This is a genomic window from Luteimonas kalidii (genome assembly GCF_029887935.1).
In the GTDB taxonomy this organism is placed as follows: Bacteria; Pseudomonadota; Gammaproteobacteria; order Xanthomonadales; family Xanthomonadaceae; genus Luteimonas; species Luteimonas kalidii.
On sequence record NZ_JARXRO010000020.1, the window covers coordinates 319,233 to 343,335 of the forward strand.

Genomic DNA, 24,103 nt, shown 5'->3' on the forward strand with positions numbered 1-24,103 from the left:
AGCCCGCCCGGAATGGGCGTCATGGCCGGTGGGTCCGGTGCGATCGGCGGTCCGGGCATGATCGGCGTGGCCGGTCTGTAAGGTGTGTCCGGCATGCTCGGCGTGCGCGGCATGCTGCGGGTGTCCGCCCTCCCGTGCGGTGGCCGCAAGTGGTGCAAGCCCGAGCAGGAGCAGGGCCAGGGCGCGCGGATACCGGCTCATGCGCCTTCCTCCACGCGCACTTCGCGCATCATCCCCGCGTCCATGTGGTAAAGCAGATGGCAGTGGTAGGCCCAGCGGCCGAGCGCGTCGGCGCGCACGCGATAGCTGCGCCTGGTGCCCGGCGGCATGTCGACGGTGTGCTTGCGCGCCATGAACGCGCCCGCTTCGTCTTCCAGGTCGCTCCACAGCCCGTGCAGGTGGATCGGGTGCTGCATCATCGTGTCGTTGACCAGCACGATGCGCATGCGCTCGCCGTAGTTCAGGCGCAGCGGTTCGGCGCTCGAGAACGGGATGCCGTCGAACGACCAGGCGAACTTCTCCATGTGGCCGGTCAGGTGCAGCTCGACCGTGCGCGACGGCTCGCGGCCGTCGGGATCGTCGAACACGCTCCTGAGGTCGGCGTAGGTGAGCACGCGGCGGCCGTTGTCGCGCAGGCCGATGCCGGGGTCGTCCAGGCGCGGCGTGGGCGCCATGGTCTGCATGTCGACCAGCGGGTTGCCGGTTTCGCTGTCCGGGTGCGACTGCATGCCGTCCTCGTCGCCCGCGTGCGTCGCGTGGGCGGCGTTTGTGACGTGCGGACGCGCGGCCGGCGCGTGCATGTTCGCGCCGCAGCCGCCCTCGGCCATCATCGCCGCGCCGCAGCCGCCTTCCATCGCCTTGCCGCCTCCGGCGTGCGCGCCATGTCCGCCATGACCCATGTCGTCCATGGTCAGCCGCGGACGCGGGTCGGCTGCCGGAACCGGTGCCTCCAACCCGGCGCGCACCGCCAGCGTCCCGCGCGCATGGCCGGTGCGGCCCATGTCCTGGGCGAAGACGGTGTAGGCGTCCTGGCCCGCGGGCTCGACGATCACGTCGAAGGTTTCCGCCGCGCCCATGCGCAGTTCGTCCACGCTCACCGGATGCACGGACTGGCCGTCGGCGGCGACCACGGTCATCTTGAGTCCCGGAATGCGCACGTCGAAATGGGTCATCGCCGAGGCGTTGATGAAGCGCAGCAACACCTTCTCGCCCGGGCGGAATGCGCCGGTCCAGTTGCCCGAGGGCGTGGCGCCGTTCATCAGGTAGGTGTAGGTGTGCGCGTTGACGTCGGACAGGTCGCTCGGCGTCATGCGCATCTGCCCCCACGCGCGCCGGTCGGCGAGCGTGGCGGCCAGTCCGTCGCGACGCACGTCGCGGATGAGGTCGCCGACCGTGGGCTTGTACCAGTTGTCGTGATGCGGCGCCTTCTTCAACCGGGCGAACAGGTCGTCCGGGTCCAGGTCGGTCCAGTCCGACAGCAGCACCACGTGTTCGCGGTCCCAGTGGTAGGGCGGCGGATCGCGCGGGTCGACGATGATCGCGCCGTACAGGCCGGCCTGCTCCTGGTGCAGCGAATGGCTGTGGTACCAGTACGTGCCCGATTGCTTGAGGGTGAAGCGGTACAGGTACGCCTCGCCCGATGCGATGCCGTCGAAGCTCATGCCCGGCACGCCGTCCATGTTCGACGGCAGCAGGATGCCGTGCCAGTGGATCGAGGTCGTCACGCCCGGCGGCAGGTGGTTGGCCACGCGCAGGGTGACGGTGTCGCCTTCGCGCCAGCGCAGCACCGGCGCGGGCAGGCGGTGGTTGATGGTGATCGCCTGGCGCGGGCGGCCGGTGAAGTTCACCAGGCTCTGGCCGATGTCGAGCTGGAACTCGCTGCCGGCCAGTTCGGTGCCCGGCACCGCGGCCACGCGTTCGCGAGCGTGGGCGGGAAGCCTCAGGGTGCCGGCAGCGAGTGCGGCGCCGCCCAGCACGAGACCCTGGACGAAATGGCGCCGCGATGGCGAGGCCGGCGCGTGCGCGGGCAGCCGCGGACTGCGATGGATCATGTCGATGCTCCGTGGCGGGCGCGATGCACGCGCCCGGTCGATCGGGGATGGCGGTACGCGCCGCAGGAGGCGCGGCACGAGGTCTGGCCGCGCGTGCGGCCGGACTCAGCCGATCGGCGGTCGCAGGGACGGCAAGGCGTACGCGGGCACCAGCCTGGTTGCGACGCCGGATGCTGCGGGTGCCGCGGTGGTGGGGTGCGGTACGGGCGCGATCGCGGGCAGGGTCGCGGGGCCGTGCTGCAGGCACAGTTCGAGGCAGCGTTCCACGCACTCGTCATCCACGGGAACCGGCGACGCGGGTATGGACGCGACCGCATCGCCGACGGCGTCGGCCGGCATGCCGTGGCAATCCTCGTCCGCCACGGGCGTCGGCGTCCCGACGGCGGGGCCCATCGCGTTCGCCGGATGCGTGGCCGCGACTGCCGGGCCGACGGTGTCGACCAGCAGGCACAGGCACAGCAACAGGCGGGACAGGACGGACAGCACGGCAGGGCGGACGTTGCGCAGAAGCCGGCAGGATACCGCAGCGGTCCCGCGCGAGCGGCGCCCCGGGTCACGGCGCGGCACGGGGCCGCGGTGGGTTCAGCTTCGACCGCCGCGCGTGCCGGACATCGCTCCCGGCGCCCGTGGGGCCGGCACGTTGGGCCAATGCCATATCTGCGCCGTGCGCTGACGTGCGTGCCTGCAGGTCCGGTCACGCGACCCCCTCGTCAGCGCTGACCGTCCGGGATCCCGCGCCTGTGCCGAGCCAGCCTGCCGCGCAGCGCCCGGCACGGGCGCGATAGAATCGCGGGCATACCGGCGCGCCGGGCGCCAGCGGCGCCACCGCGCGGGATCCCGTGGAGCCTGTCGATGCAGGTCGGCCAAGACAATGCGTGGCGAAGCGTCGAAGCGGGGCGCGTGCAGCCGCGCGCGATGCTGCTGGCCGCGAGCGGCCTGGCGCTGGTGCTCGGACTGTGGCTGCTGCGCGACGATCATCGCGCAGCCGTGCTCGACACCTTGCCCGCTCCGCTCGGTCATCAGGCGGTGAGTGTGCCGGTGCAGGCGTCCCGCATCCCGGCCGATGCCGGTGACGCGGGCGTGCGCGCGGTGCACGACGGCGCCCGCGACGATGCGACGGGACGACGCCATCGCAATCCCTCGCGCCGCAGCGCGCTGGAGACCAGCGACGATCTGTTCGCGTACTCGCAACAGCTGTTGCCGGCGCTGCGCGAGGGCGACCCCGAGGCCGCGTGGCTGATGAGCCGGGTGGTCGACACCTGCGCAGGCTACGCATCGGACCCGGCGGCGTTCGTGCGCGACAGCGCCACGCTCGCCGCCCTGGGTTTCGCGGCCGGGCCGGCGATGACGGCCGCGCGCGAGCGCGTGGCCACGCGCTGCCGCCGCTTCACCCCCACCGACGGGCTGTCGCCGACGCGCGTCCGGCAACTGCGGGTGCAGGCCGCGCAGGGCGGCAACCTGCCGGCGGAAGCGGAACTGCTTGCGCGTGGCGAGCCGGTCTCCACGGCCGACGATTACGCCGGCGCGCTGCTGGACCGGGTCGGGAGCGCGGGGGATGCCGACGCGTTCGGCGCGCTGGCGACGGCGGTCGAGGTCCCCGACTGGCTCTCGCTCCTGGACCGCGAGGTGGCGCCGCAGTACCACGCGATCACCTGGCAGCTGGCCGCGTGCCGGATGGGTGCGGACTGCGGGCCGGACAGCGCGCTGATGACGTCGTACTGCGTCAACGGCGGCGTCTGTTCGCGCGACCCGGCGCAGGGGTTCGAGGCATTCGTCTATGACGCCGCGATCCCGCGGCAGAGCGTCGACCACGTCAGCGCGGCGGTGGATGCGCTGGTGGAACGTTTCGGAGGAGCACCATGAAGTTCGAGATGACGAGGCGCCGGTTCGCCGGACTGTTCTGGCTGCTGCTGTTCGCGGTGTACTCGGTGGCGGCGATCGGGCTGACCGTGCTCGACGCGGGCGACGAGGCGTACGCGGACCTGTCGAAGGTGGCACCGGTCACCGTCCATGCGAGCGAGGACATGCGCAACCTGGGCGCGGCGCAGATGGCGGCCGCGTATCGCGCGCAGAGCGGTGCGCCGTTCGCCTCGCTGGCGCCCGGCACCACCCTGCGCGTGGTCTGGCCCGACGGTTCGAGCGAGTACGTGGTCGTGACCAATCCCGCCGCCAGCGACGGCATCGTGCCGATCCCGGGCACCCTGCGCGACGCGGCCGACCGGCCGGTGGACGGCGGTCGCGGCGAACCGCCGGCAGCGGCCGACGGCGCGGGGCGGTTGCTGCCGCGGGACTAGCCGATCGAGAGCGCCTTGTCCTTGCGCTCGGCCAGGCGCTTTTCGAGGTAGTGGATGTTCTGGCCACCGGCCTGGAAGCCGGCGTCGGCCATGATCCGCTGCTGCAGCGGGATGTTGGTCCTGATCCCGTCCACCACCATCTCACTCAGCGCCACCCGCATGCGCGCGATCGCCTGCTCGCGGTCGGCGCCGTGCACGATCAGCTTGCCGATCATCGAATCGTAGTTCGGCGGCACGGTGTAACCCTCGTAGATGTGCGAGTCGACGCGCACCCCGGGCCCGCCGGGCGAATGGAAGTGCTGGATCAGGCCGGGCGAGGGCAGGAAGGTGTCCGGGTCCTCGGCGTTGATGCGGCATTCGACCGCATGGCCGCGCAGCACCACGTCCTCCTGGCGGATCGAGAGCTTCTGGCCCGAGGCGATCTTCAGCTGCTCGCGGATCAGGTCGATGCCGGTGACCAGTTCGGTGACCGGGTGCTCGACCTGGATGCGGGTGTTCATCTCGATGAAATAGAAGCGGCCGTCCTCGTACAGGAATTCGAACGTGCCCGCGCCGCGATAGCCGATGCGCAGGCAGGCCTCCACGCACACCTTGCCGATCTCCGCCCGCTGTTCGGGGGTGATGCCCGGCGCGGGCGCTTCCTCCACCACCTTCTGGTGGCGGCGCTGCATCGAACAGTCGCGCTCGCCCAGGTGGATGGCGCTGCCCTGGCCGTCGGCGAGCACCTGGATCTCCACGTGGCGCGGGTTCTCCAGGAACTTCTCCATGTAGACCATGTCGTTGCCGAACGCGGCCTTGGCTTCCTGCTTGGTGGTGGCGATGGCGTTGGCGAGCGCGGCCTCGGTATGGACCACGCGCATGCCGCGGCCGCCGCCGCCGCCGGCGGCCTTGACGATCACCGGATAGCCGATCTCGGCCGCGATCCGCACGTTGGTGGGGACGTCGTCGCCGAGCGGTCCGCCGCTGCCGGGCACGCACGGCACGCCGGCCTCCTTCATCGCGCGGATCGCCTCGACCTTGTCGCCCATCAGGCGGATGGTCTCGGCCTTCGGCCCGATGAACACGAAGCCGCTCTGCTCGACACGCTCGGCGAAGTCCGCGTTCTCGCTGAGGAAGCCGTAGCCGGGGTGGATGGCCTGCGCGTCGGTGACCTCGGCCGCGGCGATGATCGCCGGCATGTCGAGGTAGCTGCGGTTGGATGGCGCCGGGCCGATGCACACCGACTCGTCGGCCATCGCCACATGCTTGAGGTTGCGGTCGACGGTGGAATGCACCGCGACCGTGCGGATGCCAAGCGCGTGGCACGCGCGCAGGATGCGCAGCGCGATTTCGCCACGGTTGGCGATGACTACTTTATCGAGCATGGGAAAGTTCCAGGTTGCATCTCCGGCCCACCGGCCTGCCGGCCGGCGGGCGTTCGCAGGCTCGCGGCTCGCGCCGCTCGAAAGCCCTGCTCACCCAATCACGAACAGCGGCTGGTCGAACTCGACCGGCTGGCCGCTCTCGACCGCGACCGCGAGCACCGTGCCCGAGGCGTCGGCCTCGATCGGGTTGAACATCTTCATCGCCTCGATGATGCCCAGTGTCTCGCCGGCCTTGACCTGCTGGCCGACGCTGACGAAGGCCGGCTTGTCCGGCGCGGGTGACGCGTAGAAGGTGCCGACCATCGGCGAGGTGACGACGTGGCCGTCGGGCAGTCCATTGCCGACGGACTCCGCGGGACGGCCCCCGGTGGCGCTGTCGACCGGGGAGAGCATGGGCATCACCGGCTCGCTGCCGCGCGCCGGCGCGGACGCGTGCTGGGCGGCCTGGGCGTAGACCAGCGGCGCGTTCCCGGTGGGGTTGCGCGACAGGCGCACGGACTCCTCGCCCTCCCTGATCTCCAGTTCGGCGAGGTTGGATTCCTCGAGCAGGTCGATGAGCTTCTTGATCTTGCGCAGGTCCATGGCTGGCCTCGGGCGGTGTCGCTGTGGAAAGGGACAGGGGAACGGGTGTCAGGCGCCTGGCGCGAGGCGGCGCAGGGCCGCGTCCAGGGCGTAGCGGTAGCTGTCGGCGCCGAAGCCGCAGACCACGCCCAGCGCCTTGTCGCTGAGGTAGCTGTGCTGGCGGAAGGGCTCGCGCGCGTGCGGGTTCGACAGGTGGATCTCGATGAACGGCAGCGCCACCGCCGCCAGCGCGTCGCGGATCGCCACGCTGGTGTGGGTGAAGGCGGCCGGATTGATCAGGATGAAGCCGGTGCCGTCGGTGCGGGCGGCCTGGATGCGGTCGACCAGCACGTGCTCGGCGTTGGACTGCAGGCATTCCAGCGCATGGCCGGCGGCCGTGGCGGTCGCCTGCAGTCCGGCGTCGATGTCGGCCAGGGTGGCGTGGCCGTAGACTTCCGGCTCGCGGGTGCCGAGCAGGTTGAGGTTGGGGCCGTGCAGGAGCAGCAGCTTGGCCATCGGATCGGTTGCCGCGGAACAGGCGCGCAGTCTGGCGCAAGCTCCGGATGGTGTCCAGTTCGGCGAAGTTTGGCGGAGTTCAGCGCGGTTGGAGCCGCGGCTCTAGTCGCGCGGGCCGCTCGCAACGGGCACGGCGCGGCGCACTCCGGCACCGGCGCGATGTCGATCCGGGCGCCCGGCGTTCGACGTCGACGTGACCCCCCACCGGCGGCCCGCCCCATGTCCCACGCCCCCAGCGACATTCTCTACTACTCCCACAACCTCAACCCGCGGGTCGCGGTCGCCGTCGCGCGCCACCTGCAGGCGCCGGTGCGTTACGTCCGCGCCGACCCGATGGGCCGCGAGCGCGAGGCCTTCCGCCCGATCAATCCCAACACCCGGGTGCCGATCCTGGTGGAGCCCGACCTGACGCTGTGGGAGACCGACGCGATCGCGATGCGGCTGGCCGCGCGCTGCGACGAGAGCTTCTGGCCGCCCGCCCGGCGCGAGGAGGTGATGTTGTGGGTGAGCTGGAGCGCGCACCACTTCACCAGCGCCGGGGGCGTGCTGTATTTCGAGCACATCATCGTGCCGCGCTATTTCGAACGCGCGCCGGACGCTGCCGTGGTGAAGGCCGCCGACGCGGACTTCCGGGAGTTCGCCGCGATCCTGGACGAAACCCTGGCCGGCCGCCGCTGGCTGGTCGGCGACGCGCCCACCTATGCCGACTTCCGGGTCGCCTCGGCGCTGCCGTTCGCGGCCGAGGCGCGGCTGCCGCTCGAGCCGTTCGCACACATCCGGCGCTGGCACGCGCAGCTGGAGGAGATCGACGCCTGGCGCGACCCGTTCGCGGGCCTGGACTGATCCGTCAGGGCGCCGCCCAGCGATCGATCTCGCCGTGCTCGAACGGGCCGATCTTCTGCTTCAGCAGGCGGCCGTCGGCCGAGACCAGGATCGAGTACGGCAGCACGCCCTTGGGATTGCCCAGGCGCACGCCGGCGTCGGCCGGGCCCGGCGCATCGATCGCCTGCGGGTAGTGCACCGGGATGCGCGCCAGGAACTCGCGCACCGCCTGCGGCTCGTCCAGCGCCAGGCCCAGCACCTGCACGCCGGCCGCGCCCTGGGCACGGGCGTAGCGGTCGAGTTCGGGCATCTCCTTGATGCAGGGGCCGCACCAGCTGGCCCAGACGTTGACCAGCAGCGGGCGACCGGCGAAATCGCCGGGCAGGCGCATCCGTCCGCCGTCGAGCGCCTCCACCTGCACCGGCGGCAGCGCCTCGCCGCGGCGTGCGACCGGACCGCCGTCGGACAGCGGCGGCGCGTTGGCGGTCAGCGCATCGTTGAGCACGCGCTGGCCCAGGTCGGTGCCCAGCAGCGGCCCGCCGCCGGTGGCCAGCACCCCCGCCAGCAGGCCCAGGCCCCCGGCCGCCAGCGCGACCAGCACCACCTTCAGCGGGGTGATCTTCACCGTGCCGCGCGCTCCAGCGCCGCGACCACGACCGCATCGCTCAGCAGCGCCGGCAGCACTTCGCCTTCGCCGCCGCCGGACGGGTAGACCACGTACAGCGGCACGCCGACCGCGCGGTGGCGTTCGAGGAAGGCGGCGATCTCGGGATCCGCATCGGTGTAGTCGCCGACCAGGTAGGCCGCGTCCGCCGCACGCAGCGCATCGCGGAAGGCCGGCTGCGACAGCACCCGGCGCTCGTTGGCCTTGCAGGTCACGCACCAGTCCGCGGTCATGTTCACGAACACCGCCCGGCCTTCGCCGCGCAGTGCCTGCAGCCGCGTCGGCGTCCACGCGTGGCGCTGCGCATCGCCGACCTCGGCCACCCGCGCCGGCGCCACCAGCGTGTGCACCTTCCACACCGGAAACAGCGCCGCGGCCACCAGCAGCAGTGCCAGCGCGCGGCCGAGCGTGCTGCCGGTCCAGCGCCGCCGCTCGTGCCACCACAGGCCCAGCGCGAACAGCGCCAGCCCGGCCGCGACCAGCGCCATCGCATCCACGCCGCGCTGCTGGCCGAGCACCCACAGCAGCCAGATCGCGGTCAGGTACATCGGGAACGCCAGCACCTGCTTCAGCGTTTCCATCCACGCGCCGGGCCGCGGCAGCCGCTCCGCCAGCGCGGGGACGAGGCCGATCAGCAGGAACGGCAGCGCCAGGCCCAGGCCCAGCATCAGGAACACCGCCAGCGCCAGCAGCGGCGAGGCGGTGAAGGCGAACGCCAGCGCGCCGCCCATGAACGGCGCGATGCAGGGGCTGGCGACCACGCAGGCCAGCACGCCGGTGAAGAAGTCGCCCGCAGGGCCGGTGCGCGCCGCCAGCGACTGGCCGACGCTGCCGAGCCCGCCGCCCAGCGTGAACACGCCCGACAGGCTCAATCCGACCGCGAACATCACGTACACCAGCGCCGCGACGAACCAGGGCTGCTGCAGCTGGAATCCCCAGCCCAGCGCCTGCCCGCCGGCGCGCAGCGCCAGCACCAGCCCGCCGACCGCGGCGAACGCCACCAGCACGCCCAGCGTGTACCAGAGCGCGTGGCTGCGGGCCCGGGCGCGGCTTTCGCCGCTCTGCGCCAGGCCCAGCACTTTCAGCGACAGGATCGGCAGCACGCAGGGCATGAGGTTCAGCACCAGGCCGCCGAGCAGCGCCAGCAGCAGCGCACCGAACACGCCACCGGCCGGCAGTGCCACGCCGGGCGGGCGCGTGCGTGCTGCGTTGTCGGCGGAGGCGTCGGGGGCGGGGCCGCGCAGGCCGCCGGCGGGCGTGGCCGCCGCCGCGTCCGGCATCGGCGTGGTCGAGGCGGTCGCGACGGGCCCGCCGCCATCCTCCGCGTCGAGCCCGGCCCGATCGTCGGTGCTCGCGGGGGACAGCGAGTCCGGGCCCGCGCCCGCGTCCGGGGCCGTGGCCGCCGCCTCGACCGCCAGCGTTCCGGCCGGCAGCGCCACCTGCACCGTCCGAGTCATCGGTGGGTAGCAGATGCCCTCGTCCTGGCAGCCCTGGAAGGTCGCGGTGACCTGCACGTGCGCGGGCCCGGCGCTGCCGCGGCGCAGCGGCAGCGGTATATCGACCTGCTCGAAGTACACCACCACCTCGCCGAAGTGCGCGTCGCGGTGGGCCGCGCCGTCCGGCCAGCGCGGCGCGCCGGCGCGGGTGCCGTCGGCGCCGGAGACCTCGAAGCGGCTGCGGTCGCGGTAGAGGTAGTACCCGGGCGCAGGGGTGAAGCGCAGCAGCAGGCCGTCGCCCCCGTCGGCGATGGCCTCGAAGCCGAACGCCTGCTCCGGCGGCAGCGGCAGCGCCTGCGAGCGGCCTGCGGCATCGGTACCGGTCAACGGCGTCGCCGCCGCGCCCGGGGTACCGGACAAGGCGCGGCCCAGGGCCGCGAAGCCGGGGTCGCGCGCAGCGACTGCGGCGCTGGCGGCGGCCGGCCTGCTGCCCGGCGCTGACGCGTCCGCACCCGGCAGCGGCACCTGCAGCATCCGCGTCTGCGGCGGGTAGCAGATGCCGAGGTCGGCGCAGCCCTGGTACTTCACTTCCAGCCTCAGCGCCGTGGTGCCATCCGCGGCGGCGCCGGTGAACACGCCCACGAGCCGCTGGCGATAGGTCTCGACCTCACCGAAGAACTCGTCCACATGGCGCTTGCCGGCGGGCAGCTGCAGCGGATTGGACTTGAACCCGCCCCCGACCTCGCGCACGGAGATGCGGTGCCGGTAAAGGTAGTAGCCCTCGGCGATGGTCCACTCGAGTTCGACCCGCCCGCGTGCCGTGGCCCTCGCCTCGAGGGCGAAGGCCTGGTCCACCGGCAGCAGCTGGCTGTCGTCCACGGCGGCTGCCGGCAGTGCTGCCAGCAGCAGCGCCAGCAAGGCGTACAGGCGCCATGCGAGGCCGCGGGTCGCGTTCAAGCGGTCGCTCCGGGTCGGGTTTCGGCGGCGATCCAGTCCAGGTATTCCGGCAGGCCGCCGGCGATATCGACCGCCACCACTTCGGGAAGTTCATACGGGTGCAGCGCCTGCACCTGCCGCGTCAGCGCGTCGAGGCGCTCGCGCACGGTCTTGGCCACCAGCAGCACTTCATCGGCCTGCTCCACCCGGCCCTGCCAGCGGTACACCGAGGTGACGCCGGGCAGCAGGTTCACGCACGCGGCCAGGCGCGCTTCGACCAGCGCATGGGCGATGCGGCGCGCGCTGGCGGCGTCGGGGCAGGTGCACAGGCAGGCGATGGCGGTCACGGAGGCGGCGCTGGGGCGGGGGCGACAAGGGTAGCCGACCCGGACGCGGTGGGCGCCGCGCTCCGCAGGTCAGAGCATCCGGTCGGCGCAGATGCCGGAACCGCAGCGACCGGCGGCAGCGGCGTCCATGGAACCAACCTCGGAGGGTGGAAGAGCGTCAGCCTCAGCGCCCGCCGTGGACGTCCCCGTAGAACCAGTCGTCGTGCGCGACCGCAACGCTGCGTGCCGTGGCGGGAGGGCCGGTGCCGGTGCACGGTGGCGCGCCGGGCCTTATCCTTCCGCAGTCCCCCATTCCACCGGTTTCCCCATGCCGCGATCGATCCACGTTGCCGCGCGTCGGCTCGCCCTGCTGTCGCTGCCGCTGCTGTGTGCCTTCAGTGCCGCCGCCGCCGCGCAGGTCGAGGTCGGGGCCGGCGCCTCCTTCACCCGCGACAACGAGGACACGCCGGTGGTCTCGGTCGCCTGGCTGCCGGTCTGGCGCGAGTTCCGCGGCGGCATGCTGCACTGGGAACTGGGCGCGATGCATGTGCGCGGGCGCAGCGATTCGGATTACGACAACGGCGACCACGTCACCGTGTTCCACGGCGGTCTGCGTTACGAGCGGCCGAGCGGCCTGGTCGGCGGGTTCGGCGTCGGCGTGCAGAGCGGGGAGACCGATGCGCTGTCGGGCTCGCCGCAGTTCATCAGCACCATCGGCTGGCAGTGGGGCCGGTTCTCGCTGCTCGCGCGGCACATCTCCAATGCCAGCCTGCACCAGCCCAACGACGGCGAGACGATGCTCCAGGCGGCCTGGCGTTTCTGACGTGCAGGCGCGCGGTCACGCGCATATGTAGCGACGCGGGACGCGCTTGAGACCGGTGAGCAGTCGGTAGGGGCTGCTTGCGCCCCGGGCGGCGACCTCGGCGACCGGCAGGCGCGGACCCCACAGTTCGATCGTGCTGCCGACGCCCGCCTGCGGATGGTCGGTCAGGTCGACGGTGAGCATGTCCATCGATACCCGACCGATCAACTCGCCCGCACGGCCGTCGATCACCACCGGTGTGCCGGCACTGGCGTACTGCGGATAGCCGTCGGCGTAGCCCCCCGCCACCACGCCCACGCGGGTGGGCCGGGTGGTAGTGAAGGTCCCGCCGTAACCAATCTGCTGGCCCACGTCCAACTCGCGCACCGAGATCACCTGCGACTCGAGCGTCATCACTGCGCGCAGGGCGTCGGCCTCCGCACGCGGGGCGTCGAGCATGTGCGATCCGTACAGCATCAGCCCCGGGCGCACCCAGTCGCGCCGCGCCGCCGGCCACGCCATCAGCGCGGCCGAATTGGACAGGCTGGCCGGCGTGCCGGCGGGCAGCTGCGACACGGCCGCGTCGAACACGGCGATCTGGCCACCGGTGCCGGCATGCGAGAGTTCGTCGGCGCGCGCGAAGTGGGTCATCGCCACCAGCGTGTCGATCCATGGCAGCGCCTGCAGTCGCCGCCAGGCGGGCAGGTACTCGGCGGGCGACAGGCCGAGACGGTGCATGCCCGAGTCGAGTTTCAGCCAAACCCGCCAGGGACGGGTCGCATGGTGCCGCTCCAGCATGTCGACCTGCCACGGCGAGGCGACCACGGTCCACAACTCGTGGCGTTCGATCGATGCCAGTTCATAGGCATCGAAGAAGCCTTCCAGCAGCAGGATCGGCGTGCGGATGCCGGCCTCGCGCAGCTCCAGCGCCTCCTCGAGGCAGGCCACGCCGAAGCCGTCGGCCTCCGGCTCCAGCGCGCGCGCGCAGGCGACCGCGCCGTGGCCGTACGCGTCGGCCTTGACCACCGCGAGCGCGCGCCCTCCGCCGAGTGCACGCGCGTGCCGGTAATTGTGGCGCAGGGCGTCGAGGTCGATGCTGGCGCGGGCGGGGCGCATGGTCAGCGCAGTCCCGTGGGCAGCGGCCAGGGCCGGTCGTAACGGCTGATGTCGAGGCCCTCCGGATCGATCGCCGGCGTGCGGCCGTCGATCAGGTCGGCCAGGTACGAGGCCGAGCCCGCGGCCATGGTCCAGCCCAGGGTGCCGTGGCCGGTGTTGAGCCAGAGGTTGCGCAAGCGGGTCGCACCGACCACCGGCGGGCCATCGGGCGTGGACGGACGCAGGCCGGTCCAGAACTCCGCGCGATCCAAGTCTCCGCCATGTGGGTACAGGCTGCGCACGACCATCTCCAGCGTCTCGCGCCGCCGGCGCGGCAGGGACAGATTGTAGCCGGCCACTTCGGCCATGCCGCCGACGCGGATGCGCCGGTCGAACCGCGTAATCGCGACCTTGTAGCTCTCATCGAGTACGGTCGACCGCGGGGCGCAGGCATCGTCCGCGATCGGAATCGTGAGCGAATAGCCCTTCAGCGGATACACGGGCAGTCGTACGCCGACCGGCGCGAGCAGCCCGGGCGACCAGCTGCCGAGCGCCAGCACGTAGGCGTCGGCCGTCTCGACGCGCCCGTCGATGCGGACCCCCGTGAGGCGATCGCCCGCCGCCAGCAGCGCATCCACGCGCTGGCCGAAGCGGAACTCGACGCCGGCGTCGGCCGCGCGTGCCGCGAGGCGCGTGGTGAACAGGTGGCAGTCGCCGGTCTCGTCCCCCGGCAGGCGCAGGGCGCCGACCAGGCTGTCGCGAACCTGCACCAGCGCCGGCTCGACCCGGACGATCCCGTCGCGGTCGAGCAATTCGTGCGGCACGCCGTACTCGCGCAGCACGGCGATGTCGCGCGCCGCGCCGTCGAGCTGGGCCTGGGTACGGAACAGCTGGGTGGTGCCGAGGGTGCGCTGCTCGTACTCGATGCCGGTCTCGCGGCGCAGTTCGCCCAGCTGGTCGCGGCTGTACTCGGCCAGCCGCACCATCCGCGCCTTGCTCACGGCATAGCGGTGGTGGGTGCAGTTGCGCAGCATCTGCCACAGCCAACGGTACTGGGCGGGATCGGCGGAGGGGCGGATCGCCAGCGGCGCATGGCGTGAGAGCAGCCACTTCATCGCCTTGAGCGGAATGCCCGGCGCCGGCCACGGCGAGGCGTACCCGGGCGAGACCTGGCCGGCGTTGCCGAAGCTGGTCTCCATGGCGGGCCCTTCGGCGCGGTCGACCACGACCACCTCGTGGCCCTCCCGGCGCAGCGCCCATGCGCTGGTCACGCCGATCACGCCGGAACCCAGGATCAGGATGCGCATCGCCTTTCGCCTCGCCACAAGCCGGTGGATGGGTGTCGCGTTCTTCCGCCGCGTCCGGGGCGGTCGACGGCCGCCGTCGGATTCCGCCTGTCGCTGCCTGCGCTGCTGCGGGCCACAGGCGGTGCGATCGCCGGGCGCTCGCAAGCCGCGCAATGGCCGTGGCATCCACCAGTATAGGAAGGCGGACCCAGTTGGTTATTCCGATTTTTGGCGATAAGCCAGGTAATATTCCCGAGAAAGCCGCCTCAGGCAGGACCATGAAGTCGCGCGAGCTGGACCGGATCGACCGCCGCATCCTGCGCATCCTGCAGCAGGAGGGCCGCATCCCCTTCACCGAACTGGGCGAGCGGGTGGGGCTGTCGACCACGCCCTGCACCGAGCGGGTGCGCCGGCTCGAGCGCGATGGCGTGATCACCGGCTACCACGCGCGCCTGGCACCGGCTTCGGTGAAGGCGGGGCTGCTGGTGTTCGTGGAGATCAGCCTGGCTTACAAGTCCGGCGACATCTTCGAGGAGTTCCGCCGCGCGGCGCTGAAGCTGCCCAACGTGCTCGAGTGCCACTTGGTGTCGGGGCACTTCGACTACCTGATCAAGGCCCGCATCTCGGAGATGGCCTCCTACCGCAAGCTGCTGGGCAGCACCCTGCTGACCCTGCCGCACGTGCGCGACTCCCGCAGCTACATCGTCATGGAAGAGGTGAAGGAGACGCTGGAGCTGCCAGTGGGGGATTGAGCGCGCCGGGCCGCTGCGCACGGGAGCTGACATCAGACACGAGGCGTTGGGAACCCTCGTGTTGAGGCGGTGCAGGCGTGGCGCACGTGGCGTGTACTTGTTGAATGCGGGCCTGCGCGCTCACGACCTGTGGTTGGGTCTTGCGCGCCCGAAGGGTGCAGTTGCGAGTTGACGGGAGACGCGGCGAACTGACGGGCCCCGCCGGGGCCGGCGGGCTTCCGCGGCGAATGTCCCCCGGCCTCCGCCTGCCGGCGGAGGCCTCCTCCTTGATTTCGCCGCAAAAGCCCACCGCCCCCGGCGGGTCACGGCTGGCGGTCGGATCCCCGAGCGGAGCGCGGGGACGGCCGCAATGCAGGTTGCTTGCGCGCGTGGACATGGTGCGGACATCGGATCCTGCTCCGCAGGGGACGGGTGTCTCCGGGGGCGAAATCAAGGAGGAGCCGCCGGCCCGTGGCCGGCGGCGGGGGACATTCGCCTCCGGAGGCACCCGTCCCCTGCGCCCCCGATCGAGTTCGGCATCCGCGCCATCGCGCGCCACGGGACGACCCTGGCGACATCCGTGCCTGATCCTGGGCCGATCCGCCCGGTCCCGCCGCTTCCCGGCCGGGCAGGGTCGGCGCGGAGTGAAGCGCGGGCAGCGGCTTCAGCGACCAGGGCGCATGGCGTCGTAGGCGTCGAGCTCGGGCTTGAGCTCGCGCATCGCCGCAGCGGCCGCCACCCGTCCGGCATGTCCGCGCCCGGGGCGGGCGCTGCTCCTGCCGCGCAGCGAGGGAGATTTTTTCTTCACCTGCCCTTGAAAGCCCACTCGCCCCGCCCCATGTTCCGCGCACCTCCCGGTCCGCCCGGGATTTTCGCGCCAGCGTTGCTGGCACTCGCGTGTGCCGAGTGCTAACATCGCCGCCCCTTTACCTGTGCAATCAATCACTTGCGAGGATTGAACATGAGCAACATCAAGCCGCTGTACGACCGCGTGGTCATCAAGCGCATGGAAGAAGAAAAGATGTCCGCCGGCGGGATCGTGATCCCCGACTCGGCCACCGAGAAGCCCATCAAGGGTGAAGTCGTCGCCGTGGGTGAGGGCAAGGTGCTCGACAACGGCAACCTGCGCGCCCCCAAGGTCAAGGCCGGCGACAAGGTGCTGTTCGGCAAGTACGCCGGCACCGAGGTCAAGCTCGACGGCACCGACTACCTGGTGGTGAAGGAAGACGACATCTTCGCGGTGCTCGGCTAAACGCCGCTCCCGCGACGGGCGTCGACACCGGCGCGGGGATCGACCGGATCGCACAAGCGCCGGAGATCCCGATGCCCCCGAGTCCGCCGCTTCGCCTTTTTTCCGACCCAACACTCAATCCAAATTCCGGAGTCAGCAACCATGTCCGCCAAGGAAATCCGTTTCGGTGAGGATGCGCGCGCCAAGATGGTGCGCGGCGTCAACACGCTCGCCAATGCCGTGAAGGCCACCCTCGGCCCGAAGGGCCGCAACGTCGTGCTCGAGAAGAGCTTCGGCGCTCCCACCATCACCAAGGACGGCGTGTCCGTCGCCAAGGAAATCGAACTGTCCGACAAGTTCGAGAACATGGGCGCGCAGATGGTGAAGGAAGTCGCTTCGAAGACCTCCGACAACGCCGGCGACGGCACCACCACCGCCACCGTGCTGGCGCAGGCGCTGATCCGCGAAGGTTCCAAGGCGGTCGCCGCCGGCATGAACCCGATGGACCTCAAGCGCGGCATCGACCAGGCCGTGAAGGCCGCGGTGCAGGAGCTGAAGAACATCTCCAAGCCCACCGCCGACGACAAGGCGATCGCCCAGGTCGGCACCATCTCGGCCAACTCCGACGAGTCGATCGGCAACATCATCGCCGATGCGATGAAGAAGGTCGGCAAGGAAGGCGTGATCACCGTTGAAGAAGGCTCCGGCCTGGACAACGAACTCGACGTCGTCGAGGGCATGCAGTTCGACCGCGGCTACCTGTCGCCGTACTTCATCAACAACCAGCAGTCGATGTCGGCCGAACTCGACGACCCGTTCATCCTGCTGCACGACAAGAAGATCTCCAACGTCCGTGACCTGCTGCCAGTGCTCGAAGGCGTGGCCAAGGCCGGCAAGCCGCTGCTGATCGTCGCCGAGGAAGTCGAGGGCGAGGCGCTGGCGACCCTGGTGGTCAACACCATCCGCGGCATCGTCAAGGTCTGCGCCGTCAAGGCCCCGGGCTTCGGCGACCGTCGCAAGGCGATGCTGGAAGACATGGCCGTGCTGACCGGCGGCACCGTGATCTCCGAGGAAGTCGGCCTGCAGCTCGAGAAGGCGACGATCAACGATCTCGGCCGCGCCAAGAAGGTCCAGGTCTCGAAGGAGAACACCACCATCATCGACGGCGCCGGCGAGACCGGTGGCATCGAGGCGCGCATCAAGCAGATCAAGGCGCAGATCGAGGAGACCTCCTCGGACTACGACCGCGAGAAGCTGCAGGAGCGCGTGGCCAAGCTGGCCGGCGGCGTGGCGGTGATCAAGGTCGGTGCCTCGACCGAGATCGAGATGAAGGAAAAGAAGGCCCGCGTCGAAGACGCCCTGCACGCCACGCGTGCGGCGGTGGAAGAAGGCGTGGTTCCGGGCGGCGGCGTGGCGCTGGTGCGCGCGCTGCAGGCGATCGGCCAGCTCAAGGGCGCGAACGAGGACCAGAACCACGGCATCATCATCGCCCTGCGTGCGATGGAGGCTCCGCTGCGCGAGATCGTCACCAACTGCGGCGAAGAGCCGAGCGTGGTGCTCAACGCGGTCAAGGACGGCAAGGGCAACTACGGCTACAACGCCGCGACCGGCGAATACGGCGACATGATCGAGTTCGGCATCCTGGACCCGACCAAGGTCACCCGCTCGGCGCTGCAGAACGCGGCCTCGATCGCCGGCCTGATGATCACCACCGAAGCCATGGTGGCGGAGCTTCCGAAGAAGGAAGAGCCGCACGCCCACGGCGGCGGCGGTGGCATGGGCGGCATGGGCGGCATGGATTTCTGATCCGCGCCACCCGGTGTGCAGCGACACGAAGAACCCCGCCGCGAGGCGGGGTTTTTCTTTGTTCGGCCGCGGCGGCGGCCCGGCGCGCGTGCAGGCGACCCTCACTGCGTTTCGTCCACCCTGTATGGATGCCTTCCCTCGTCGTTGCCCTACTCCAGACCCGTCGCCATCGCCATCGCCTGCGCATCGCGGTCGTCGCGCTGGCGTTGCTGTACCTGCTTTACCTGGTCGGCGCCAATGTGTTCCTCAACAGCGCGTGGGGCGAGGGCGTCGTCAACCGCAAGCCCGAGCGCTACCACGCGCGTTGGGCGTGGGCGATGAGCCTGTATCCGGGCCACATCCACGCGCGTGGCGTGGTGATGGGCGGACATGCGCGGGTGACGCGCTGGACGGTCGCCAGCCCGGTCGCGAACGGGCGCATCAAGGTGCTGCCGCTGCTCTGGCGCGAGGTCGCGTTCGGACGCATCCGCGCGCGCGATGTGTCCGTGCACGTGGCACGCGCCGCGACCGACATGCCGTCCACCGTCCGTCCCGGGCGGGCGCCCTGGACCCTGCGCTTCGATGCGATCACCACCCCCAGCCTGCTGCGGCTGGATTTCTACGACGCGCGCGTCACCGGGCACGGCGATGCGCGCTTCGCGTTCGAAAAGACGCTGCAGGGCGGCGCGATGGAGGTCGGACGTTCCACCCTGGCGATGCCCGACGCCACGCTGTCGGTTTGCGGGGTCACGCTGCTGCGGGACGGCGCGCTGGACTTCGAAATGGCGTTGCCCGCGCACATCCGCGAACAGGCGCAGGGCGAGGAGAAGCTGGTGCTGCTCGACGCGCGGATGCGCGTCGACGGTCCGGCGCCGGGACTGGACCTGGTCGCGCGCAACGATAACGCGCTGCCGATCGCCGTGGCCGGGGCCGCGGGACACCTGCGTGCGGACGTCAGCCTGCATCGCGGCGTGCTGATGCCGGGCAGCCGCCTGGACTGGTCGGCGCCGGTGTTCTCCCGCACCGCAGATGGAGATGAGGTGCGCCATGCGCTCGGCGTCGCGCTGCGTACCAGCCGCGAACGCATTGCCGTGGCCGCGCGCGTGCCGGACGGCGCAGACCGCCCGCCGCGGCTGCATGCGGACCTGCAGGTGCTCGACCGCCGGCTGGGCCCGGACGACTGGCTGCGCCCCCTGCGTGCAGTGTCGGGGCGCGTCGACGCGACCTGGCCGGCGGTGCCGCTGCGCTGGATCGACGTATTCCTGGACGAGGTCGACTGGCTTGAATTCGACGGCCGCGCCGATCTCGATGCCGCGCTGCGGCTGCGCCGGGGCGAACTCGCCGCCGGCAGCCGCATCGACCTGCGCGATGCGCAACTGCACGCGCGCGTGCTCGACAACCGCTTCCGGGGATCGGCGCACGCGCGCATGCGCATGGACGACGACGACGACGACCCGGAGCGCGGGCGCACGCGGATCGACGTGGTGATGGACCGCTTCGAGCTCGCCCCCGAATCCGCCCCCGAGCGCGTCGACCTGCACGGCCGCGACCTGCGCCTGGACCTGCGCTCGAGCGGACGGCTCGCCGAATTCCATGAGCGGCTCGATGCACGCCTGCGCTTCGACGAGGCCCAGGTCCCCGACCTGCGCAGCTACAACCGCTACCTGCCCGGCGACAGCGCGCGGCTGCTGGGCGGGCGGGGTACCGCCAGCGCCGACCTGCGCCTGGACAATGCCGGCGAGATGATCGGCGGACGCATGCAACTGCGCGGGCAGGGCGTGCGGTTGGCGCTGGGGCCGTCGCGGCTGTCGGGCGATGTCGTGCTCGACAGCCGGCTGTCGCGGATGGAGCGACAGGGGCCGCGTCGGTATGCGCTCGACGCCCTGCAGCTGCAGCTCGACGGCGTGCGCCTCGGCGATGCGCGGGGCGACGCACCGTGGTGGGCGCGCCTGGCGCTGGAACAGGGCACGCTGGCCTGGCGCGAGCCGTTCGAGATGGACGGGCAGGGCCGGGTCGAGATGCGCGACGTCAGCGTGCTGCTGGGGCTGTTCGCCGAGCGTGACGTGTTTCCGCGCTGGATCGGCCGGCTGATCGATTCGGGCGAGGCCCGCGCCACGGGCAACCTGCGCGTCCGCGGCGAGGAGCTGGTGTTCGACCGGGTGGAGGCGTCCAACGACCGCATCGATCTGCAGGCCCGTCTGCGCATCGACGGCGGCACGCCGCAGGGCGACCTGTACGCGCGCTGGGGCGTGTTCGGCGTCGGCGTCGAACTCGACGCCGGGCAGCGGGAGATGCACATCGTCAATGCGCGCGAGTGGTACGACGGTCGCCCCAATCTGCTGGAATGAACGCGTCGCCGTAGACGTCGCCGCAGGCCAGCGCCGCGGGCCGTCGTCACCGGAGCGCGGCGCGTACAGCGGATAGCGAGGCCGCCGCGGTAGTCCAGCGTCGCACGCGGCGCCCCTGTCGGGTGGTCATGGGTGCGCGGCGCGCGTTGGGCGTGCGTCCATACGTGCACGCGCACGGCGCGCCGCGGCCACCGGCATGCCGGGTCGCTCAGCGCGACGCCCGTGCCGGCTGCGGATCCGCGTCGTCCAGTCCTGCGCCGAGCGCGAGATAAGCGGCGCGCACGCGCGTCGCGCCGTAGGTGCGCTCCAGCCGGCGCACGGTGAAGTGGCCACGGGCCATCGCCTGGAAGTGGCGCATGAACAGCGTGTTGAGTGCGGCGCCGGTGGCCGCGCCGACCAGCGGCACCGCCTGCAGCGCCAGCTTCTGGCTGACGTTGACCGAGAACCGCGCCGAGACCGCCGACAGCAGCTGCACGATCAGTGGCCCCCCCTTGCCGACCAGTCCGTGCACGGCCACGTACTCCGCCGCGGCGGCCACCTGCTGCGCGAGCACGGCGCGTGCGGCGAAGTAGCCCGATTCGGCGCCGTCGTCGCTGGCGGCGCGGCCGCCCATGGTCAGCACCTCGAAACAGGCGAGCGTGGTCGCCGGATCGTCCAGCGGCTCGCCTTCCGCGCGCGCGATCTCGGCGATCGAGCGCAGGATCAGGGTCGTGGTCACCGGCAGTTCGACTGCCAGGCCGGCCAGGCCGAACGCGCCGCCGACGGCGCCGCTGGCAGCCGCGGCGAACGTGTGGACGCGGGTGCGCAGCGCAGGCGCGGCCTCGCCGCGGAGTGTCGCCACCGCGGCACGCAACGCCTGTCCCAGCGCCTTGCGCACCAGCGTATTGACCAGCCCGGTCACCGCCTTCGGCAGCCGCCGGGTGACCACGTATTCGAGCGGCGCACCCACGGCATTGGCCAGTTGCGCGGCGATGCCTGGCGTCTCGAGCAGTTCACGCGCGCGGCGCAGCTCCTCGAACGCGGCGGGGTCTAGATCGTGCGTGCGCGTGTCGGCGACGGGGAGGGGGCGGAGACCGGTCATGGCGACACGTTAACGCAGGTGGCGCCCGCGCATCTCGGCGTCGGGCATGTGCCTGGCGTCTAGCGCATCGCGAGATGCGTGGCAGGCCGCCGATGCGGTTGCGTCAGTCGCTGAAGTCCGCGAGCCGGACGCCGTCCACCGAGACCACGCGGTCGAGGCGGATCGCCTCACCCGATGCCAGCAGGAGGTATTCCCCGTCGCCGCGCGTCACGAAGTCGACGATCCGGTCGGATACCTGCATGCGATCCCCTGCCGGGGCCAGGAATGCGATGGCTGCGCGCCTGCGGAGCGTGGCCGTGGCCTCCAGCACGTCGTGGAAGTCGCAGCTCACGGGACGGTAGGGCGGGTCCGGGTGCATCCACGAAGTATGCCGCTGTCTTGGCTCCGCAGGGGAAGAGCAGAGTGCCCCTCCAGCCGCTTCAGCGCTTCTGGTCGCCGCGATCGCCCTGGCCCGCCGGCACCCTGGTCTTGGCCGGTTTGCGCACGTCCTGGGACAGCGAACGACCCACGTCGTCGCTTTCCTTGATGCGGCCTTTCTCGTCGCGCCGGATGTAGCGCTTGTCGCCGTTGGGTTCGATCAGTTCGCGCTTGGACCCGGACGATCCGGACCCGCTGCGGCTGCTGGTGGCCATGGCGGTCGCTCCGCGTGGTGTGTGGCGACACCCTGCCACGCGCGGGTTCAGCGCGCCGTGATCATGCGGGCGGACGGCACAGTCGGTCGACATGCTGCAGCTGCGCACCGGCCTGCGGCTGCATCGGAGCGGCAGGGATGGCGCATGCGGGCGACAGCAGCGAGCCGCGACTTCATATTGCTGAACGTCGCAAGGGCGCCCATTTAACCGCTTTGCAACTGTCGGGGCGTACATTTGAACCGCACCCGAGGCCGCCGCTGCAATCGTGGATCCCGTCGCCTGTGTGCAGCGTCTTCCAGGGATGCAGGGAGGCATCGATGTCCTATTCACTGTTCGAATGCCGCGATGGCGCCTTCGTGGTCGTGCCGCGCGGGCTCACGCCGCCGATCGAGGCCTACACCGCGCACGGCGACTTCCAGCATGTCACCGACCGCTGCCGCCACCTCTACGACTCGCCGGTGTGGGACGACGTCTCGCGCGTGATCGACCACATGCTTTACGCCGTGGTGCTGCCGGAAGTCGCGTTCTGCATCTTCGAGCTTCCGGAGTCGGTCCAGCGCAGGGACACCGACGTCACCGCGTGAGGGCGGCACAGCCCAATGCGCCCGACGTGGCGCGAATGGCGCGACTTCGCGACTTCGGCGGCGACGGCCGCGACGGCCGCGCGACACGCCTGAGCGCTGTTCTGCAGCCCTCATGTCGGCTCCGGAACCCGTCCGACCGTGCTCAGACGAGCGCTTGCGCACGGGGCTGCTCCGTCAGCGCGCCTCCTCCACCCGGAAGGGCAGGTTGGCGTAGGCGGCGTGGCCGTGTCCGTCGCGGACCTCGACGAAGAGCCGATAGTGCCCGGGGCGCCCGGGCGCGGTGAAGCGAATCCGGCCGCCGGCGTCGGGGCGGGCGTGCAGGTCCACCTCGGCGGGGACCGCTTCGGGGTCGCCGCCGATGCTGGTGGCGGTGCTCTCCTCCAGCGCGTACCAGCGCCACTGCAACGCGTCGCCGTCGGGGTCGTGCGCAGTCGTGGACGCCTCGTGCGCGGTGCCTGCGGCAAGCACCACGCTGTCGGTGGCGCCGCGTCCATCGATGGTCGCCGGCGCGATCGACGGCGCGCGGTTGTCCGGCCACTGCCCCGTCCACAGCCGCTGCATCGCGTCCACGGCAGGCGTGGATTCGCCCGTGGGCAGGAACAGGCCGTACCAGGTGGGCGTGCGCTCCTGCTTGTGGCCCCACAGGAACACGTACGAACCCAGGCATTGCCGGGTGTCGGCGGCGATCACGTCGCGGTAGCGCTGCTGGAACAGGGCGGCCTTGCGCGAGCCGTCGTCCTCCACCGGCGCGCCCCAGGCCGTGAGCGGGCTTTCCCAGTGCCCGGTCGGGCCCCATTCGGTGACGACGTAGGGGCCGGTCCAGTCGGCCTCGCGCAGCTTGTCCGGCAGCGTCTCGAGGTCGCCGTAGAGCTGGATGCCGATCAGGTCCAGCGACGGCGCCCGCGTCTTGAGCGTGTCGATCAGCGCGCGGTCGAAGCCGGCGAGCGGCGTCATCACCGGGTGGTTCGGATCCTCGGCGTGGATCATCCGCGTGATCTGTTCCACCGCGTCCCACACCTTCGGGTTGCGGTGTTCGAGGTTCAGTTCGTTGCCGACCAGCCACATCAGCACGGCGGGATGGTCGCGATACAGGCGCACCTGTTCGCGCAGCTCGTCCAGCTGCACGGCGACGGCGCGCGCGTCGTCGTAGTCGAAGCCGTGGCGCTCCTTGCCGACGGCCAGGCCCATGGCCACGGTCAGCCCGTTGCGGTGTGCGCGATCGAGCATCGCGTGCACGTTGGCGACGTCGGTACCGGTGCTCCAGGTGCGCACCGAGTTGCCGCCGCGGGCCGCGAGCTGTTCGAGGTCGCCACTGGCCGAGCCCGCGCCGCGCACGACATAGGGCTGCCCGTCCACGAGCAGGCGGTACGCGCCGCCCTCTTCGACGATGCGGACTTCGGCGGGCGTCGACGCCGGTGTCTCCGCGCGCGTGCCCGTGGCCAAGACACACATGCCCAGTGCCAGCAGGCACGCTCCCACTCCGCGCATCCGTCCTCTCCCGATCCTGATGAACCCCCATGGTAGCGGCGGCCCCGGAGGCGGGCGCGTGGCCGGACAT

At 71.4% G+C, this 24,103-nt stretch carries 24 protein-coding genes; 9 read left to right on the forward strand and 15 right to left on the reverse strand.

Going from position 1 to position 24,103, the window contains the following annotated elements; genetic code table 11:
• Positions 1–197 precede the first annotated feature (197 nt).
• Positions 198–2,051 (reverse strand): copper resistance system multicopper oxidase, encoded by a 1,854-nt coding sequence (locus QFW81_RS14860; protein ID WP_280579864.1) that lies wholly within the window; start codon positions 2,049–2,051, stop codon positions 198–200.
• A 105-nt stretch (positions 2,052–2,156) separates the two neighbouring features.
• On the reverse strand, positions 2,157–2,618 hold the full coding sequence (locus QFW81_RS14865; protein WP_280579866.1) for a CopL family metal-binding regulatory protein: 462 nt from the start codon (positions 2,616–2,618) through the stop codon (positions 2,157–2,159).
• A 285-nt stretch (positions 2,619–2,903) separates the two neighbouring features.
• Here QFW81_RS14865 and QFW81_RS14870 point away from each other — a divergent pair, with 285 nt between their 5' ends.
• Together QFW81_RS14870 and QFW81_RS14875 are read left to right on the forward strand one after the other, a co-directional pair.
• On the forward strand, positions 2,904–3,914 hold the full coding sequence (locus QFW81_RS14870; protein WP_280579868.1) for a hypothetical protein: 1,011 nt from the start codon (positions 2,904–2,906) through the stop codon (positions 3,912–3,914).
• Positions 3,911–4,345, forward strand: a complete 435-nt coding sequence (locus tag QFW81_RS14875; protein ID WP_331488087.1) for a hypothetical protein — start codon at positions 3,911–3,913, stop codon at positions 4,343–4,345. Before QFW81_RS14870 ends, QFW81_RS14875 begins: the two co-directional genes overlap by 4 nt.
• Here the strand turns inward: QFW81_RS14875 and accC are convergent.
• The 3 genes from accC to aroQ all read right to left on the reverse strand — a co-directional run bounded on the left by accC (position 4,342) and on the right by aroQ (position 6,786).
• Entirely contained in the window at positions 4,342–5,709 is a 1,368-nt protein-coding gene (gene accC / locus QFW81_RS14880; RefSeq protein WP_280579869.1) for an acetyl-CoA carboxylase biotin carboxylase subunit, read from the reverse strand. The genes QFW81_RS14875 and accC overlap by 4 nt on opposite strands.
• A 90-nt stretch (positions 5,710–5,799) precedes the next feature.
• The gene (gene accB / locus QFW81_RS14885; RefSeq protein ID WP_280579871.1) at positions 5,800–6,291 is read right to left on the reverse strand and encodes an acetyl-CoA carboxylase biotin carboxyl carrier protein; all 492 of its coding nucleotides are present in this window, start codon (positions 6,289–6,291) and stop codon (positions 5,800–5,802) included.
• Positions 6,292–6,339: 48 nt separating this feature from the next.
• Positions 6,340–6,786, reverse strand: a complete 447-nt coding sequence (gene aroQ, locus QFW81_RS14890; protein ID WP_280579873.1) for a type II 3-dehydroquinate dehydratase — start codon at positions 6,784–6,786, stop codon at positions 6,340–6,342.
• Between the two features lie 219 nt (positions 6,787–7,005).
• Here aroQ and QFW81_RS14895 point away from each other — a divergent pair, with 219 nt between their 5' ends.
• Positions 7,006–7,629, forward strand: a complete 624-nt coding sequence (locus QFW81_RS14895; RefSeq protein WP_280579874.1) for a glutathione S-transferase family protein — start codon at positions 7,006–7,008, stop codon at positions 7,627–7,629.
• Between the two features lie 4 nt (positions 7,630–7,633).
• On the opposite strand, the gene QFW81_RS14900 is transcribed toward QFW81_RS14895, so the two are convergent.
• The 3 genes from QFW81_RS14900 to cutA are packed head-to-tail and all read right to left on the reverse strand — an operon-like array spanning position 7,634 to position 10,991.
• Positions 7,634–8,233, reverse strand: a complete 600-nt coding sequence (locus tag QFW81_RS14900) for a TlpA family protein disulfide reductase (protein WP_280579876.1) — start codon at positions 8,231–8,233, stop codon at positions 7,634–7,636.
• The gene (locus tag QFW81_RS14905) at positions 8,230–10,665 is read right to left on the reverse strand and encodes a protein-disulfide reductase DsbD family protein (protein WP_280579878.1); all 2,436 of its coding nucleotides are present in this window, start codon (positions 10,663–10,665) and stop codon (positions 8,230–8,232) included. The genes QFW81_RS14900 and QFW81_RS14905 overlap by 4 nt, the downstream gene beginning before the upstream one ends.
• Complete coding sequence (gene cutA / locus QFW81_RS14910; RefSeq protein ID WP_280579880.1) at positions 10,662–10,991, reverse strand: divalent-cation tolerance protein CutA; 330 nt, start codon at positions 10,989–10,991, stop codon at positions 10,662–10,664. Before cutA ends, QFW81_RS14905 begins: the two co-directional genes overlap by 4 nt.
• Positions 10,992–11,298: 307 nt before the next feature.
• Here cutA and QFW81_RS14915 point away from each other — a divergent pair, with 307 nt between their 5' ends.
• On the forward strand, positions 11,299–11,793 hold the full coding sequence (locus QFW81_RS14915) for an acyloxyacyl hydrolase (RefSeq protein ID WP_280579881.1): 495 nt from the start codon (positions 11,299–11,301) through the stop codon (positions 11,791–11,793).
• Positions 11,794–11,808: 15 nt separating this feature from the next.
• Here the strand turns inward: QFW81_RS14915 and alr are convergent, their stop codons facing one another.
• Both alr and QFW81_RS14925 read right to left on the reverse strand, forming a co-directional pair.
• Entirely contained in the window at positions 11,809–12,888 is a 1,080-nt protein-coding gene (alr, locus tag QFW81_RS14920; RefSeq protein WP_280579884.1) for an alanine racemase, read from the reverse strand.
• Positions 12,889–12,890: 2 nt separating this feature from the next.
• Positions 12,891–14,174 carry a D-amino acid dehydrogenase gene (locus QFW81_RS14925; RefSeq protein ID WP_280579886.1) on the reverse strand — a complete coding sequence of 428 codons (1,284 nt, stop codon included), beginning with the start codon at positions 14,172–14,174 and terminating at the stop codon, positions 12,891–12,893.
• A 257-nt stretch (positions 14,175–14,431) separates the two neighbouring features.
• On the opposite strand from QFW81_RS14925, the gene QFW81_RS14930 reads away from it, so the two are divergent.
• Complete coding sequence (locus QFW81_RS14930) at positions 14,432–14,905, forward strand: winged helix-turn-helix transcriptional regulator (RefSeq protein ID WP_280579887.1); 474 nt, start codon at positions 14,432–14,434, stop codon at positions 14,903–14,905.
• Positions 14,906–15,548: 643 nt separating this feature from the next.
• On the opposite strand, the gene QFW81_RS14935 is transcribed toward QFW81_RS14930, so the two are convergent.
• On the reverse strand, positions 15,549–15,692 hold the full coding sequence (locus QFW81_RS14935) for a hypothetical protein (protein WP_280579889.1): 144 nt from the start codon (positions 15,690–15,692) through the stop codon (positions 15,549–15,551).
• Positions 15,693–15,845: 153 nt separating this feature from the next.
• Here QFW81_RS14935 and groES point away from each other — a divergent pair, with 153 nt between their 5' ends.
• The 3 genes from groES to QFW81_RS14950 all read left to right on the forward strand — a co-directional run bounded on the left by groES (position 15,846) and on the right by QFW81_RS14950 (position 20,248).
• Positions 15,846–16,136 carry a co-chaperone GroES gene (groES, locus tag QFW81_RS14940; protein ID WP_280579891.1) on the forward strand — a complete coding sequence of 97 codons (291 nt, stop codon included), beginning with the start codon at positions 15,846–15,848 and terminating at the stop codon, positions 16,134–16,136.
• 141 nt (positions 16,137–16,277) lie between these two features.
• Positions 16,278–17,921 carry a chaperonin GroEL gene (groL, locus tag QFW81_RS14945; protein ID WP_280579893.1) on the forward strand — a complete coding sequence of 548 codons (1,644 nt, stop codon included), beginning with the start codon at positions 16,278–16,280 and terminating at the stop codon, positions 17,919–17,921.
• Between the two features lie 128 nt (positions 17,922–18,049).
• A complete protein-coding gene (locus tag QFW81_RS14950; RefSeq protein ID WP_280579894.1) occupies positions 18,050–20,248 on the forward strand; it encodes a translocation/assembly module TamB domain-containing protein in 2,199 nt (732 codons plus the stop codon).
• 208 nt (positions 20,249–20,456) lie between these two features.
• On the opposite strand, the gene QFW81_RS14955 is transcribed toward QFW81_RS14950, so the two are convergent.
• The 3 genes from QFW81_RS14955 to QFW81_RS14965 form a co-directional block, all read right to left on the reverse strand.
• Positions 20,457–21,329, reverse strand: a complete 873-nt coding sequence (locus QFW81_RS14955; RefSeq protein WP_280579896.1) for an EcsC family protein — start codon at positions 21,327–21,329, stop codon at positions 20,457–20,459.
• 103 nt (positions 21,330–21,432) lie between these two features.
• Positions 21,433–21,570 carry a hypothetical protein gene (locus tag QFW81_RS14960; RefSeq protein WP_280579897.1) on the reverse strand — a complete coding sequence of 46 codons (138 nt, stop codon included), beginning with the start codon at positions 21,568–21,570 and terminating at the stop codon, positions 21,433–21,435.
• A gap of 178 nt (positions 21,571–21,748) precedes the next feature.
• A complete protein-coding gene (locus QFW81_RS14965) occupies positions 21,749–21,961 on the reverse strand; it encodes a hypothetical protein (RefSeq protein ID WP_280579899.1) in 213 nt (70 codons plus the stop codon).
• 317 nt (positions 21,962–22,278) lie between these two features.
• On the opposite strand from QFW81_RS14965, the gene QFW81_RS14970 reads away from it, so the two are divergent.
• Positions 22,279–22,545: a hypothetical protein gene (locus tag QFW81_RS14970; RefSeq protein ID WP_280579900.1), complete on the forward strand. Its 267-nt coding sequence runs from the start codon at positions 22,279–22,281 to the stop codon at positions 22,543–22,545.
• Between the two features lie 174 nt (positions 22,546–22,719).
• Here QFW81_RS14970 and QFW81_RS14975 read toward each other — a convergent pair whose 3' ends face one another.
• A complete protein-coding gene (locus QFW81_RS14975; RefSeq protein WP_425604055.1) occupies positions 22,720–24,033 on the reverse strand; it encodes a glycoside hydrolase family 2 TIM barrel-domain containing protein in 1,314 nt (437 codons plus the stop codon).
• Positions 24,034–24,103: the final 70 nt, after the last annotated feature.

Coding starts and splice junctions, on each gene's coding strand:
- QFW81_RS14970 (WP_280579900.1), top strand. CDS start 22,279: ATGTCCTATTCACTGTTCGAATGCCGCGATGGCGCCTTCGTGGTCGTG.
- accB (WP_280579871.1), bottom strand. CDS start 6,291: ATGGACCTGCGCAAGATCAAGAAGCTCATCGACCTGCTCGAGGAATCC.
- QFW81_RS14955 (WP_280579896.1), bottom strand. CDS start 21,329: ATGACCGGTCTCCGCCCCCTCCCCGTCGCCGACACGCGCACGCACGAT.
- groES (WP_280579891.1), top strand. CDS start 15,846: ATGAGCAACATCAAGCCGCTGTACGACCGCGTGGTCATCAAGCGCATG.
- alr (WP_280579884.1), bottom strand. CDS start 12,888: ATGCGCCCCGCCCGCGCCAGCATCGACCTCGACGCCCTGCGCCACAAT.
- aroQ (WP_280579873.1), bottom strand. CDS start 6,786: ATGGCCAAGCTGCTGCTCCTGCACGGCCCCAACCTCAACCTGCTCGGC.
- QFW81_RS14870 (WP_280579868.1), top strand. CDS start 2,904: ATGCAGGTCGGCCAAGACAATGCGTGGCGAAGCGTCGAAGCGGGGCGC.
- accC (WP_280579869.1), bottom strand. CDS start 5,709: ATGCTCGATAAAGTAGTCATCGCCAACCGTGGCGAAATCGCGCTGCGC.
- QFW81_RS14875 (WP_331488087.1), top strand. CDS start 3,911: ATGAAGTTCGAGATGACGAGGCGCCGGTTCGCCGGACTGTTCTGGCTG.
- groL (WP_280579893.1), top strand. CDS start 16,278: ATGTCCGCCAAGGAAATCCGTTTCGGTGAGGATGCGCGCGCCAAGATG.
- QFW81_RS14930 (WP_280579887.1), top strand. CDS start 14,432: ATGAAGTCGCGCGAGCTGGACCGGATCGACCGCCGCATCCTGCGCATC.
- QFW81_RS14860 (WP_280579864.1), bottom strand. CDS start 2,051: ATGATCCATCGCAGTCCGCGGCTGCCCGCGCACGCGCCGGCCTCGCCA.
- QFW81_RS14975 (WP_425604055.1), bottom strand. CDS start 24,033: ATGCGCGGAGTGGGAGCGTGCCTGCTGGCACTGGGCATGTGTGTCTTG.
- QFW81_RS14895 (WP_280579874.1), top strand. CDS start 7,006: ATGTCCCACGCCCCCAGCGACATTCTCTACTACTCCCACAACCTCAAC.
- QFW81_RS14925 (WP_280579886.1), bottom strand. CDS start 14,174: ATGCGCATCCTGATCCTGGGTTCCGGCGTGATCGGCGTGACCAGCGCA.
- QFW81_RS14965 (WP_280579899.1), bottom strand. CDS start 21,961: ATGGCCACCAGCAGCCGCAGCGGGTCCGGATCGTCCGGGTCCAAGCGC.
- QFW81_RS14950 (WP_280579894.1), top strand. CDS start 18,050: ATGCCTTCCCTCGTCGTTGCCCTACTCCAGACCCGTCGCCATCGCCAT.
- QFW81_RS14960 (WP_280579897.1), bottom strand. CDS start 21,570: ATGCAGGTATCCGACCGGATCGTCGACTTCGTGACGCGCGGCGACGGG.
- QFW81_RS14915 (WP_280579881.1), top strand. CDS start 11,299: ATGCCGCGATCGATCCACGTTGCCGCGCGTCGGCTCGCCCTGCTGTCG.